The following is a 12939-nucleotide window of genomic DNA, read 5'->3' as shown; positions in this document are numbered from 1 at the left end:
CATGGAAACCAGCGAACTGCTGAAGAAAGTCCGCAAGATTGAAATCAAGACCCGGGGGCTGAGCCGGCATCTCTTTTCCGGAGAGTACCACTCAGCCTTCAAGGGGCGGGGCATGTCTTTCAGTGAGGTTCGAGACTACCAATACGGGGACGATGTCCGCAATATCGACTGGAATGTAACGGCTCGCACCGGCACTCCTCACGTCAAAATCTTTGAGGAAGAGCGGGAACTGACCGTGATGCTGCTGATCGATATGAGCCCTTCCTCCTTCTTCGGCACCGTCAATCAGCTCAAAAACGAAATCATCACGGAAATTTGCGCCGTGCTGGCCTTTTCCGCCATCAACAACAACGATAAAGTGGGCGTGGCCTTCTTCGCCAATGAAGTAGAGCTGTTTATTCCGCCCAAAAAAGGTAAGCAGCACATCCTGCGCATTATCCGGGAGCTCATCAATTTCGAGCCTAAAGGCAAAGGCACGGAAATTGGCGCTACCCTGGAGTACTTCAACAACCTGGTCAAAAAGCGGAGCATCTGCTTCATTATTTCCGACTTTCTGTCGATGGAGTACGAACAGGCACTGCGGGTGGCTGCCCGCCGCCACGACGTGATCGGTGTGAATATCATCGACCCCCGGGAGGAAAACCTGCCGGATGTGGGGCTGATCCGGGCACAGGACGCCGAAAGTGGGGCCATACGCTGGATTGACACCTCTTCCCAACGGCTAAGGGAGGAGTACGCCCGCTGGCACCAAAACCACCTGGACTACTTCACCCAGACGTTCCGGAAAAGCGGGGCTTCCGTGGTCAATATCCGAACCAACGAATCATACGTGGATGCGCTGCACCAGTTTTTCCAACAGCGCTCCTGACCTAAAAACGCAGGGTAATTTATGATCAACCGACACCGAAATCACTGGCTGCCCCTTTTGACCCTCCTGCTCCTGGGCTGGTCTGCTTCGGCTTGGGCTCAACCCAGCATTTTGGTGGTCCTCGAGCAGGAAACCGCCTTGTTTGGCGAAGCTGTTCCCTTGCAGATTGTAGCGGTGGCCGAAGGCGGCACCACGATTGATGCCTTCGACTACCGGGCATTGGAAAATCAGGACAACATGGAAGTCCTGGACGCCAAACGCCTCGATAAAGCAGGCGAAGGCAACCGCTCCATCAGCACCCTGGACCTGAAGCTAATCTTTTGGGAAGAAGGCCGCTACACCATCCCTCCCGTCACCCTGACCTACACCACGAACGGTCAACAGGAACAAATACAAAGCGACAACGCATCCATTCTGATCCGCACCATGGATGTGGCCAGCGACACCACCCGACTGATGCCTATCAAGGATATTATTGAGGAGCCGATGACGTTGCGGGACTATGCCCCATACCTGGTGGGTATCGCTGCCCTACTCATCATCGGTTTGCTGATCTACTTTTTCCGGCAAAACCGAAAGGCTGCTTCAGCACCGCCCAAACCGCCCCGCCGCACCACCCTGCGCGCCCTGATGATGGAGCGCCTCAGCGCCCTGGAAGCAGAAAAACGCTGGCAGCAGCGCGACATCAAAGGCTACCACAGCGAACTGACCTATCAGGCCCGCTTTTACCTGGAGCGTAGGTACGGCATCCGGGCCCTGGAGTCGACCACCGACACCATCGTACAGCACCTGGAGGGCCACGCGCTTTCCGACGAACAGGTACAGACCCTGCGCAGGCTGCTGCAAACCGCCGACCTGGTCAAGTTTGCGAAAGCAGAACCGGAAGTAACCATCCATGAAGAAGCCATGCAGCGGTTGCGGCAGTTCATTCGCGATACTGATAACCCCCGGCTGATGGCCGCCATTTACGAAAGTGGCACCATTGAGACCTACGAAAAAGCGGAGGACGACAAGGAAGCATCATGAGCATATTCAGTCCCAACATAGAATTTGTCAATCCGGAGTTTTTCCTGCTGCTGCTGCTGTTGCCTGCAGTAGGCTGGTACTATTTGCGCAAGCGCCGGCAGCACTACGCAACGCTGCGTATGCCCAGCCTGGCGAGTGTGCAGGGCATGCAGTCGTGGCGGGGCAGATTGAGAGGGTTGCTGCCGGTATTCAGAGCGCTGGCTTTTACGTCGCTTGTGATCGCCATGGCCCGGCCCCAGGAAGTCCTGAAAGAGGAGGAGGTGAATGCAGAGGGCGTAGACATTATGCTTGCCATCGACCTCTCCAGCAGTATGCTCGCGCAAGATTTCGAGCCCAACCGCCTGGAAGTCAGCAAAGCGGTGGCCAGCGACTTCGTTGATAAGCGCCCGTACGACCGGATCGGGCTGGCCATTTTTGCCGGAGAGGCCTTCACCAAATGCCCGCTGACTGTTGACCACCGCATCCTGAAAGGCTTTTTGGGTGAACTGGAATGCGGAGAGTTGCAGGACGGTACAGCTATTGGCATGGGGCTCGCTACGGCCGTGCGCCACCTGGAAAGCAGCGAAGCCAAGAGTAAAATCGCTATCCTTCTAACCGATGGCGTCAATAACGCAGGGTACATACAACCAGAAATGGCCGCCCAAATCGCCCAGAAACTCGGCATTAAAGTTTACACCATCGGCGTAGGCTCCACCGGTGATGCCCTGACGCCCATCAGCCGCCGCAGCGATGGCCGCTACATCTTCGGGCGGGCCCGGGTGGAAATTGACGAAGCCCTGCTGCGGGACATTGCAGAAATGACACAGGGCGCTTATTTCCGGGCCACTTCTGCGGAAAGCCTGCAGCAGATTTACGATCAGATTGACCAACTGGAAAAAAGCAAAATTGAAGTGACGGTGATCAAGCGCTACAACGAGGCTTTCCACCCCTTCGTTTTTTGGGGGCTCGTTATATTGCTGGTGGAAGCCCTGCTGCGGTATACCGTACTGCGCACGATCCCGTAAAGCCCATTTTTTGGCAAAACAACCAAGGCATGCTACAACTCGAACATCCCGAACATTTATACGCACTGCTGCTGCTGCCGCTGCTGGGCCTGTTCTTTTGGGCGGCATGGACGGCCAGAAACCGGGCTATCGGGCGTTTTGGCAACCACAGCCTTATGGAGCAGCTCATGCCACAGGTCTCCCGCTACCGGCAGTACCTGAAATTCGGGCTGCTGATGCTCGCGGTGGCCCTGCTTGCCGTTGGCTGGGCCAACCCGCAGTACGGGGCTAAGCTGCAAAAGTACAAGCGCAAGAGTGTCGATATTATCATTGCCTTTGACCTCTCCCAGAGCATGCTCGCCACCGACATCACTCCCAGCCGGTTGGAGCGGGCACGGCGCTTTGGGCAGGAACTGGTGGAAGGGCTGAGGGCCGAACGCCTTGGCATGGTCGTCTTTGCCGGGAGCGCTTTCCTGCAATCGCCGATTACCACCGACTACAACGCCATTCAGCTATCCCTGCGGTCGGCCAGCCCCGATATGATCGGCAATCAGGGCACCGCTATTGCGGAAGCCATTGAGCTGGCGGGAGAGTCTTTCGAAGACAACAACAAGAGCCACAAGGCGTTAATTATCATTACAGATGGCGAAAATCACGAAGAGGAAGCCCTGGCTGCTGCCGAAGCTGCTGCAGAGGAAGGGCTCATTCTCTACACCGTGGGAGTAGGTACGACCGAAGGAAGCTTCATTACCATCAGGCAAAACGGCCGGGAGATGTATAAGCGCGACCAACAAGGCAACCCGGTGCGCTCCCGCCTTAATGAAACGGTCCTCCGGGACATCGCCAAGGCAGGCAATGGCAGTTATTTCAATCTCTCTGCGGGAAGCGACGCCGTAGTCAATGCCCTGAAGGAACGCATCGACAAGATGGAAAAGCGCGCCTTTGAGCAGCGTAGTTTTTCGGAGTTTGAAAGCTCTTTTCAGTGGTTTGTCGGCATCGCTATACTGCTGCTCGTGTTGGAATTCCTGATGCCGTACCGGAGCAGCGGCAAAGGCAGAAATCAAAATTTATTTGGAGAAAATGCGTAATACCATGAGATGGCTTATTGCAATAATTCCGGGGCTCTTTTTGGCGCAAGCCACCCTGTCTGCACAATCGGTACACCGGCTGCTGCGCGAAGGCAATGAGGCCTACAAGGAAGAAGCCTATGCCGGCGCGGAGGAAGCTTACCGGAAGTCTCTGGAAGCCAACAGCACCGCCCGTGGACATTACAATCTCGGCAATGCCATCTACCAACAGGGGCGCTACGACGAGGCAGTACGGCGCTATGAGCATGTGATCGAAAATGCCGACAATGCCGAGGTACGGGCGCAGGCCTACCACAACATGGGCAACGCGCACTTTGAGGCCCAGGAATACGAAAAAAGCGTGGAAGCCTTTAAAAATGCACTCCGGGAGCGCCCCGGCGACCGGTCCACACAGTACAACCTCGCTCAGGCGCAGCGGCAGCTGAAGATGCAGCAACAGCAGCAACAAAACCAGCAACAGCAAAACGACGAGCAGAGCGAGGATCAGGAACAACAGGAACAGCAGCAACAACAACAGAACAATCAGCAGCAGAATCAGGACGAGCAGCAGCAGCAAAACCAACAGCAACAAGAAGAACAACAATCGGAAGGCCAAGACCAAAACCCGAGCGAACAGCAAGCCGCCGAGCAACAACAGGGCGAAAGCGACCAGCAAAAGAATATGGAGAAACGGGAACTCTCTGAAGAAGAAGCCCGCCGCCTGCTGCGCATCATAGAGGAAGAAGAACTACAGGTACTAGAAAAGCTGCGCAAAGCCGAAAAGGGGCAACCCGTGAAAAAGGAAAAGGACTGGTAACAACCCTTTGGCCGGAAACGTTGTCATTGTAAATAAAACTATTGGAATCATGAAAAAGGTACTCTTTGTTACATTGGCATTGCTGAGCCTTTCCATGCTCCGCGCTCAGCAAAGTGAGGTGCGCTTCACCGTTGAAGTCAACACCGATTCTCTGCTCATGGGCAATATGCTGCAGGTCCGCTTCATTCTCGAAAATGGGCAGGGGCAAGACTTCCAGGCGCCCTACTTCAATGGCTTTAGCGTAGTGAGCGGGCCCAATTACGCCTCCAGCATGAGCATCGTCAACGGCCGTACCACACAGCGGCTCACTTACACTTTCCATCTGATGCCCGAGGATATTGGCAACTACTACATTGAGCCGGCCAGTATTAAGGTAGGTGATCAGTATCTGGAGACGGCCCCACTCGAAATCACGGTCGTTTCTAACCCGGATGGCATTAAGCAAGGGCCCGCCCCCGGGCAGCAGCCGATGCTGCAGTTCAGTATGCCGGGCTTTGAGGATTTTGACATGCGCGGTTTTGAGGATTTCAGTTTCCCTGGGTTTGAAAACTTCAACATGGAGGATTTCATGATGCCGGGCTTCGGCGACTCCTTCAACCTCGACAGCCTGATGCGCGAATTTCATCAGTTGCAGCCTTACGAATTGCCGGAAGGCGAGCAGGAAGGCCAACCGGGCAAGAAGCGCAAAACTTTTAAATTGTAAATCATATCTGCCATGGCTATGATCCGAATGTATGTTACCGCGTGTTTAGCGATACTCCTGTCAACAGGTGCCCTGAGCGCACAAACTACATTTGAGGCCACTACCGATGCCCGCCGCGTATTGGAAAACAGCTATTTTGAAGTCACCTTCACGCTTTCCAATGCGCAGGGCGGGCAGTTTTCACCTCCGTCTTTTGAAAACTTCCTGGTGGTTTCCGGGCCGAGCCAGGCGGTCAGCACCTCCATGATCAACGGGCAGGTAAGCCGCACACAGGCCTATTCTTACACCCTGAAGCCAAGGCGCACCGGTACGTTCACTATTGGCAGTGCGAGCATAAAAGTGAACCGCACCACCCTGCAGACCAAGCCGCTGACGATAGAGGTCGTTAAAGGGCGAAAGGGTGAGCCCGGAGCAGCAGAACAGGTCTTCATCCGCGCAGAGCCTTCTACTGAAACCGCCTACGTGGGCCAGCAAATCCTATTGGATTACAAGCTCTATACCACCCTTGACGTGGAAAGCTTCAATATCCTGGAAGAATCCGGTTACCAGGGCTTTTTCGCGCAGGATGTGCGCCGCTTCAACGGCAGAGTAATGCGGGAAGTCATTAATGGCGTGCAGTACACCACAAAAGTGCTCAAACGTATTGCCCTCTTCCCGCAGCAGACCGGGCAGCTGAGCATCGAGCCTATGAATGTTCAACTGGGCGTGGTAAAGGAAGGCGCCAAACGCAGCCGCAGCTTTTTCTTCACACCCGAAGTGCGGCCTTATCCGGCGGCTACCGAGACCGTCAACATCGAAGTACTGCCCTTGCCCGCCGGTGCGCCGGAAAGCTTCACCGGAGCTGTGGGCGACTATCAGATCCGCCCCGACCTAAGCTCCAAAACCGCAACCACTGATGATGCCCTCACCCTCATCCTTACCGTTCGGGGCTCCGGGGACATCAAAAGGGTGGAAGCGCCCGCGCTAGACTTGCCGGAAGGCTTCGAGGTATATGAGCCCAAAGCTGTGGAAGAAACCAATCTGGAACTCAATGCGTCTATCGAAGGAAAAAAGGTTTTTGAATACCTGCTGCTGCCCAAAGTACCCGGCGATTACGAGTTCACGCCCAAATTCACTTACTTCTCGCCCGACAGTGCGAAATACGTCACTCTTGCGGATCAGTCCTTTTCGTTATATGTGAAGCAGGGTACCGGACAGCCGGGCCGGGCAACAGCAAGCCTGAACGAAACCGAAGACATCGGCCCACTGATGCTCAGCCCCGTGCTGACTCAAACCCGTACGCCTTTTTTGGGAAGTGCGCTGTTCTGGGGGCTGCTGGCAGCACCCTTGCTGCTGTTTGGCGGGCTATTGGGATGGCGCAGGCACCGGGCCAGACAAGATGATATCGATCCGAATGAGCGGCGGATGCAAGCTGCCCGGGGCGTGGCGCAGGAACGCCTGAGCCTGGCCAAATCTCATCTAAAGGCGGGCGACAGCCGGGCGTTTTACGATGAAGTGTCTAAAGCTATTTTGGGCTACGTAGGCGATAAATTGCAAATCCCCCGGTCTTCCATGAGCAAGAGCTCCCTGCGTCAGCGCCTGCAGGAGTTGGATTTGGACGATAGCTTAATCGAAACCGTGATGAGCATCGTACAGGACTGCGAAATGGCACTGTTTGCCGGACAGGCAGACGCCGGCAAAATGGGAACGGTCTACGAGCGGGCTACGCAGGCTATTGCGGGTGTGGAAAAGGCGGTGTAGCTTATTTGCAACTGTAGGTATTGTAATGTTTCATCCCTTCTTCTTTTTGATTTCTTCCTCCAAGGCCTTCAGCGCTTCCAGGTCCTGGGCATCGGCAGTCCGGGCATCGGCTATTTTACGACGCTGATCAAATTGTTCGTACAGGGCTTTCACCTGCTTTTCCATCTCCACTTTGGAGATGCTGCCCTTATGGTCCAGCACCGCTTTATCCTGAAATTCGAGGATGCGGTCCACGTTGTTTCGCCAGAAGCTCATGGTTAGGTCTTGCCGGTTTTTTGCTCTCAGCTCAGCGCTTTCCAGGAAGATGACCACCAGCCGGTTCAAGGTGTCAATCTCGTCGTGGCTGAGGTAGTTTTTGGCTATAATGATATCCCCCTTTCTCACGATGCTTCCTTTCCAGGAGGTCAGGCCCATGTTGGGCGCCTGATCATCCGCCCGGGATACGATGATTTCAGCGGCGGTTTTTCCGGTGACGGCGTAGAGTAGTTTGTTTTGGGTTTCGGCAAAAAACATCTGGGTGGCCTTGTCTGAAGCGTCGTAGTCGCTGCTTAGCGCAAAGAGGTCGCTGACTTTTTGGTAGAAGCGCTTTTCCGAAGCCCGGATGTCGCGGATGCGGTCCAGCAGCTCGTCAAAGTAGTCCGGGCGGCCATCGGGGTTTTTGAGGCGTTCGTCGTCCATCACGAAGCCTTTGACCATATACTCCTTCAGGTTTTTATTGGCCCATATCCGGAACTGTGTGCCCCTTTTGCTCCGCACCCGAAAGCCGATGGCCAGAATCATGTCGAGGGCGTAAAAAGTGACTTCGTATTGTTTGCCATCGGAGGCAGTTGTAAAGTAATTCTTTACAACTGAAGGCTCGTCCAACTCCTCTTCTTTCAGGATGTTAGCTATATGTTGCCCGATATTTTGCTTGGAGGTGTCAAAAAGCTCCGCCAGTTGCTTTTGATTCATCCAAACGTTCCCGTCTTTGGCGAATAGGGAAACGGAGGCTTTGCCATCGGCGGTATTATAGATGATGATTCGATTATTTTCTTCCATATCAGTCCAATACTCTTTTTCCGCTTCCAATAAATTTTTCTCCGAAGATCAAACAAATAAATGAACCTATTTGCTATAGTACTCGCTATAAAACTCCGGCAAATGCCGCAGCGCTGCCAGCTCCCGGTACGCCATGCGTGCCTCCTTGGCCGGATAGCCAAAGTAGACTTTCTCTCCCTCCAGGTTTTTGGAAACGCCCGACTTGGCGAGGATGACCGCCTTTTGGCCAATGACCAGGTTTTGGGCAATGCCGACCTGCCCGTAGAGCACCACCTCGTCTTCTACTTTGGTATTCCCCCCTATGCCCACCTGCGCGGCAAACAGGCAGTGCTTGCCGATCACCACATCGTGCCCGATATGCACCTGACAGTCAAGCTTGGTGCCCTCGCCGATGATGGTGTCGCCGGAGACGCCTTTGTTGATGGTACAACCGGCGCCAATCCGCACCCGGTCTTCGATGATGACCCGGCCACCGGAGCGCCATGGCTGATAGCCAGCCTCCGTTTTCTTAAAGTAGAAGGCATCCGAGCCAATGACGGAGCCGGACTGAATCTCCACATGCGCGCCGATATGGGTATGCTCGCTGATCGTCACATTGGACTGTACGAAGGTGTGCGCCCCAATTTTCACATGGTGCCCGATAACCACATTAGGCTCAATGATAGCCGTAGGGTGGATCTCCGCCGTCTCGCTAATGGCCGCAGTCATGGGCTGCACCGGCCGCTCTGACAGCACCAGCTGATTGTAAGCCTCGAAGGGGTTTTCACATAGCAGCAGTGCTTTGCCCTCGGGGCACTTGGCGTGCTCGTTGACCAGAATGATCGTAGCGGCAGAGTTGAGCGCTTTGCTGAAGTACTTGCGTACATCCACAAAAGTGATGTCGCCCGGCTGTACCTGATGGATTTCATTAATGCCGGTAGCCTGCAGGGATTGATCGCCGATGAGCTCGGCTCCCAGGCGCTCAGCCAGCTCAGTTACGGGGATGGGCGTAGAGAACTTCATGGTCTATTGTTTACTTTTGTCAAAAGTAAAGATTTCCAACCTATGATGACCGGCGTGGTACAGTTTTTTCTGCAGGACAAAGGCTATGGCTATATCCGGGTGCCAGAGACACGCGAAGAGTTCTATGTGCACCGCCGCAATTTGCTGCAACCAGTTGAGCGTGGTATGGCAGTTCAGTTTGTGCTGCGGGAAAACAAGCAGGGAGCTTATGCTGATCAAGTAAAGCCAGTTGCGGATTTCAGTAAGCATCCGGGCTAAGAAAATACCCGAAGCCTTTGTTTTTCAAGAAAAGCCGGCCTGACAGTCACTATGTATTGCACAGTCATTTACAGCAATTATCTAGGCTGCAAAAGCTGAACAGGTCGGGGCTGCACCACTTACCCCCCAGCAGGACTGCCAGGCCAGAAATTAAACATTACCAGTATACTGGGTCATTGATCGCTTCAACGCAAAATGACCTGCCGGAAATTGGCAGCAGCTTTTCCCTGCGAAGGGATTGAGCTATCCAGCCTTCAGGATAAGACAAGGGCTGGGGCGATGGAACGATATCGATAGTAACAGGCTGATATCCGACTTTCGAATAGAAGTTGATGTCGCCATATGTCACCGCCATTTCCGCTCCTGCTTCCCTCAGACAGTCATGCGCAAACCGGATAAGGTTTTGCCCAACACCCATACCCTGAAAACGCGTTTGTACCGCAGCCGGAGATAACAACCAGGTTGCGGTGGCACTGTTCTCAAAACGCATTCTCGAAAAGAAAACGCCCCCTATGACCTCCTCCTCCTCTGTGGATAGAAAAACGCGCAAATCCTGAGGCGGAGTCCGGTCCAGAAGGTTCCTAACCAGTTCCCCGATAAGCAGCCCTTCTTTTTTTCCTTCGGAGTCCGAAAAGGTCTGAATAAATAATTCTATAATTTCCTGGTCACGCCCCCCTTTATAAATTTGATTTTGCATTTGTTGTAATTTAATGGTTCCCGGGTGAAATGGCAGCTTTTTTGTGTGGCAAAACAAGTAACTGTGCCTTATCTGACCAACACAGCAAACCAAACACCCTGCTTATGATTAAATGGAATAGAAGTAGAGCTGTAAACAATGACAGGACTGCCATTGCACAGGCTAAAGGGAAGTATCGGCAGTATCAATTAGCACCAGCTAATTTTTTGAATACTGCCTGTTACACGGACTCCTTAATGCTTGTCCGGTGAAAGAAATGATTTTTCATAGGCCGTAAATATAAGCACTTTCCATTTTTGGGGCAAAAAAACAATGGGCACTGTCAAAAACCGGACCGCAAAACAAGTGGTACTACCAATATTACGAGCTGGCTTCTGTTGTCTTTTCCCCCGAAAAGTACGCCTCCAGCTCCTCCAGCGTCCGCTCAGGCGCATCCTTGATGTCGCGGATGACTTTGCCGTCTTCCAGCAGTACGATGCGCTGACAGACCTCCGTGACGTGCGCCAGGTCATGGCTGGAAATCAGCACTGTTAGCTCCGGCGGCAAATCGCGGATGAGGTTTTTCAACCGAATTTGGGAGCTGGGGTCGAGGTTGGCGAAGGGCTCGTCAAGAATGACCAGCTCAGGGCTGCCCAGTAAGGCCGCCGCAATACCGATTTTCTTTTTGTTGCCCTTAGACATATTGCGGATGTACTTGCCGCTGTCCAGAATTTCCCCATTGAAAAACTCTGTGAAACGCTCCAGGAAGAGCATCACATCCGATGGGTTCATGCCGTACAGCTGCCCCACAAAGTTAAAATACTCCTCCGGCGTCTGATAGCCAATCAGGAAGCTTTCGTCAATAAAGGCACCAGTGTAGTCCTTCCAGGCATCGGAGTTGCTCACGGCCGTCTCCTTTGACCAGACGGTGCCCGTAGTGGGGCGGATGAGGTCGAGGAGGAGGCTGAACAGGGTGGTTTTGCCTGCGCCGTTATTGCCCACCAATCCGAAGCGCTCGCCGGCGGAGATATCCAGTTGTTCAATATCCAGGGCGACTTTACTGCCGTACTTTTTGCTGAGTTGTTCCAGGTGTATCATTTATACTTCTTGTTTGTAAGCGTCAATCAAATCATATTTGCGCCGGCTCAGTTGCCGGACAATCGCCTGCATGATGGGACGGTGGAGCAATATACCCACTATGCCAATCATACCGAGTACCGCCAGGCCCCATTGCCAGCCCAGTATCCACTGCAGCAGCAAATGAATGACCACCGGCAGGAAAAACGCCGGCAGCACCAGCAGAAACTGTGATGCCCCTACGCCCTCCCAGTTCATAAACGCACTCTTCTCCGGATTCACCGGTCGGCTGTTATAGGTGCTCAGGAAGAGAATAATGTAAGCGGTAATCCCCATATTGACCAGGAAGGAGACCACCACAATCGGGATCATGCGGATATCTGCCAGGCCGTACAGCAGGCACACACAAAATGCGGCTACGTTGAAGAGGGTAAAAAGGTAGTACTTACCTTTCATGTACTCCATCAGCGGTACGCGGCGGGCCATCAGCATATTGAAGAAGCTGCTCTCCCAGGCGATGAGGAACTGCCCGTACGTGGCCATAGGAAAAGTGGTGGCCATGAGGGTGAACAGAAACACCATACTGAAGGATTCCCCGTTTTCCAGGTATTCCAGAGAAAAGAAAGGATAGAACAGAATGAGCACCGCCATCAGCAGCATCGTTTTCGGCCGTTTGTTGCGGGCGATTTGCAGCAGCTCCATTTGTACAAACTGCCCGGCCATGCCCAATCGCCGGAGGGCCGCAATACCCTGCGTGCTTTCCACCCGGCCTTTCCGGCCTTCCACCGCATCCAGGTAAGCATTGGAGCGCAGGGCCCGGAACGGCAGTTGGTAAGCCAGCACCACCAAAGCAACCGGGATGAGCGATAATACCGGATTGGCAAGTATCGCCATAAATGCATTGGCGAAAGCATCTGACAGCGGCAGCCATTCCTGCGTATCCATGTAGGCGATGCCGCACAGCAGAACGAAGGCCCCAAGTATGGCAAACGGGCTCATATTGAACTGACGCTTGAGGTAAAAGCCCACGAAGTTATTAAACAGCGCCAGGCACATCACACTCACAATCCACGCCAACTGCGCCACTGCCCCGTATTCCGTAGACACGACCTTGAAGGTAAAGGGCAAAATAAAGACCAGCGGAAAGAGGTTGACCACATTAAACACAGAGCGGAACAGCAGGTAATGGAAGAGCTTGCTGCGCTTTACCGGCAACAGCAAATAGGGCTGTATATCAATCACCGGAAAACTCTGCATCAGAAAGCGGAAGAGCAGCCCGGCAATCCACGTAAAAAAGAAAATACCGCTCAGCACAGTAATCGGGTGCTCGTCGGGAACAGAGTTTTGAAGGATGACATCCAGGAAGTACCCTGCGAAGAGGAAGTTGGCCAGCAGATAGAGCGCCAGGAGCCCCAGTAGGATATTGACTACAAGGCCACGTTCCCAGAAGGGCGAGCGCACCTGTGCCTGCCAGCTTTGTAACAGTAAAGACCCTATCATGAATTGGGTGTTCTGATTTCCAACTCAAGATACGGTCTTCGATAGTTTTGCTGGCAATTTCCCGATTATTCAGGATGGAATTTCGACAAACGCCTAGTGCTCTGCCAAGTATGAAAAATGGATTAAGGTGTCAGCAGGTTTTTGTCCAGTTCAGGAAGCGCCCGGAGCCTGGTAGCCTAAGCTA

13 protein-coding genes are annotated in these 12939 nt (G+C 53.5%); 8 read left to right on the top strand and 5 right to left on the bottom strand.

The genetic code is table 11. The features are described from left to right. Window position 1: 1 nt before the first annotated feature. From ACO08I_RS17255 to ACO08I_RS17225, 7 genes are read left to right on the top strand one after another with little or no spacing between them, the layout of a single operon-like run. On the top strand, window positions 2-868 hold the full coding sequence (locus ACO08I_RS17255) for a DUF58 domain-containing protein (protein ID WP_282782581.1): 867 nt from the start codon (window positions 2-4) through the stop codon (window positions 866-868). Window positions 869-889: 21 nt separating this feature from the next. Continuing rightward, window positions 890-1894: a hypothetical protein gene (locus ACO08I_RS17250; protein ID WP_421946587.1), complete on the top strand. Its 1005-nt coding sequence runs from the start codon at window positions 890-892 to the stop codon at window positions 1892-1894. Next, on the top strand, window positions 1891-2898 hold the full coding sequence (locus tag ACO08I_RS17245) for a vWA domain-containing protein (protein ID WP_282782577.1): 1008 nt from the start codon (window positions 1891-1893) through the stop codon (window positions 2896-2898). The genes ACO08I_RS17250 and ACO08I_RS17245 overlap by 4 nt, the downstream gene beginning before the upstream one ends. Before the next feature lie 29 nt (window positions 2899-2927). Continuing rightward, the gene (locus ACO08I_RS17240; RefSeq protein ID WP_421946586.1) at window positions 2928-3965 is read left to right on the top strand and encodes a VWA domain-containing protein; all 1038 of its coding nucleotides are present in this window, start codon (window positions 2928-2930) and stop codon (window positions 3963-3965) included. A 4-nt stretch (window positions 3966-3969) separates the two neighbouring features. Next, a complete protein-coding gene (locus ACO08I_RS17235) occupies window positions 3970-4761 on the top strand; it encodes a tetratricopeptide repeat protein (protein WP_282782573.1) in 792 nt (263 codons plus the stop codon). 49 nt (window positions 4762-4810) lie between these two features. Then, window positions 4811-5464 carry a BatD family protein gene (locus tag ACO08I_RS17230; protein WP_282782571.1) on the top strand — a complete coding sequence of 218 codons (654 nt, stop codon included), beginning with the start codon at window positions 4811-4813 and terminating at the stop codon, window positions 5462-5464. Between the two features lie 12 nt (window positions 5465-5476). After that, window positions 5477-7204 carry a BatD family protein gene (locus ACO08I_RS17225; protein WP_421946585.1) on the top strand — a complete coding sequence of 576 codons (1728 nt, stop codon included), beginning with the start codon at window positions 5477-5479 and terminating at the stop codon, window positions 7202-7204. Between the two features lie 30 nt (window positions 7205-7234). On the opposite strand, the gene ACO08I_RS17220 is transcribed toward ACO08I_RS17225, so the two are convergent. Next, complete coding sequence (locus tag ACO08I_RS17220; protein WP_421946584.1) at window positions 7235-8242, bottom strand: virulence RhuM family protein; 1008 nt, start codon at window positions 8240-8242, stop codon at window positions 7235-7237. Window positions 8243-8308: 66 nt separating this feature from the next. After that, entirely contained in the window at window positions 8309-9244 is a 936-nt protein-coding gene (locus tag ACO08I_RS17215) for a UDP-3-O-(3-hydroxymyristoyl)glucosamine N-acyltransferase (protein ID WP_044218611.1), read from the bottom strand. 42 nt (window positions 9245-9286) lie between these two features. Between ACO08I_RS17215 and ACO08I_RS17210 the strand changes: the two genes are divergently transcribed. Continuing rightward, on the top strand, window positions 9287-9502 hold the full coding sequence (locus ACO08I_RS17210) for a cold-shock protein (RefSeq protein WP_421946583.1): 216 nt from the start codon (window positions 9287-9289) through the stop codon (window positions 9500-9502). A gap of 157 nt (window positions 9503-9659) precedes the next feature. Here the strand turns inward: ACO08I_RS17210 and ACO08I_RS17205 are convergent, their stop codons facing one another. The 3 genes from ACO08I_RS17205 to ACO08I_RS17195 form a co-directional block, all read right to left on the bottom strand. After that, the gene (locus tag ACO08I_RS17205) at window positions 9660-10199 is read right to left on the bottom strand and encodes a GNAT family N-acetyltransferase (RefSeq protein ID WP_421946582.1); all 540 of its coding nucleotides are present in this window, start codon (window positions 10197-10199) and stop codon (window positions 9660-9662) included. 360 nt (window positions 10200-10559) lie between these two features. Further along, window positions 10560-11276, bottom strand: coding sequence for an ABC transporter ATP-binding protein (locus tag ACO08I_RS17200; protein WP_421946581.1), 717 nt, complete (start codon window positions 11274-11276; stop codon window positions 10560-10562). Continuing rightward, entirely contained in the window at window positions 11277-12755 is a 1479-nt protein-coding gene (locus tag ACO08I_RS17195) for a DUF5687 family protein (RefSeq protein WP_421946580.1), read from the bottom strand. Window positions 12756-12939: the final 184 nt, after the last annotated feature.

The sequence above is a fragment of the Phaeodactylibacter xiamenensis genome, assembly GCF_965229835.1.
Classification (GTDB): domain Bacteria; phylum Bacteroidota; class Bacteroidia; order Chitinophagales; family Saprospiraceae; genus Phaeodactylibacter; species Phaeodactylibacter xiamenensis.
The sequence above is the reverse complement of the archived record's forward strand: the minus strand, read 5'-3'. Positions and strand labels throughout refer to the sequence as shown.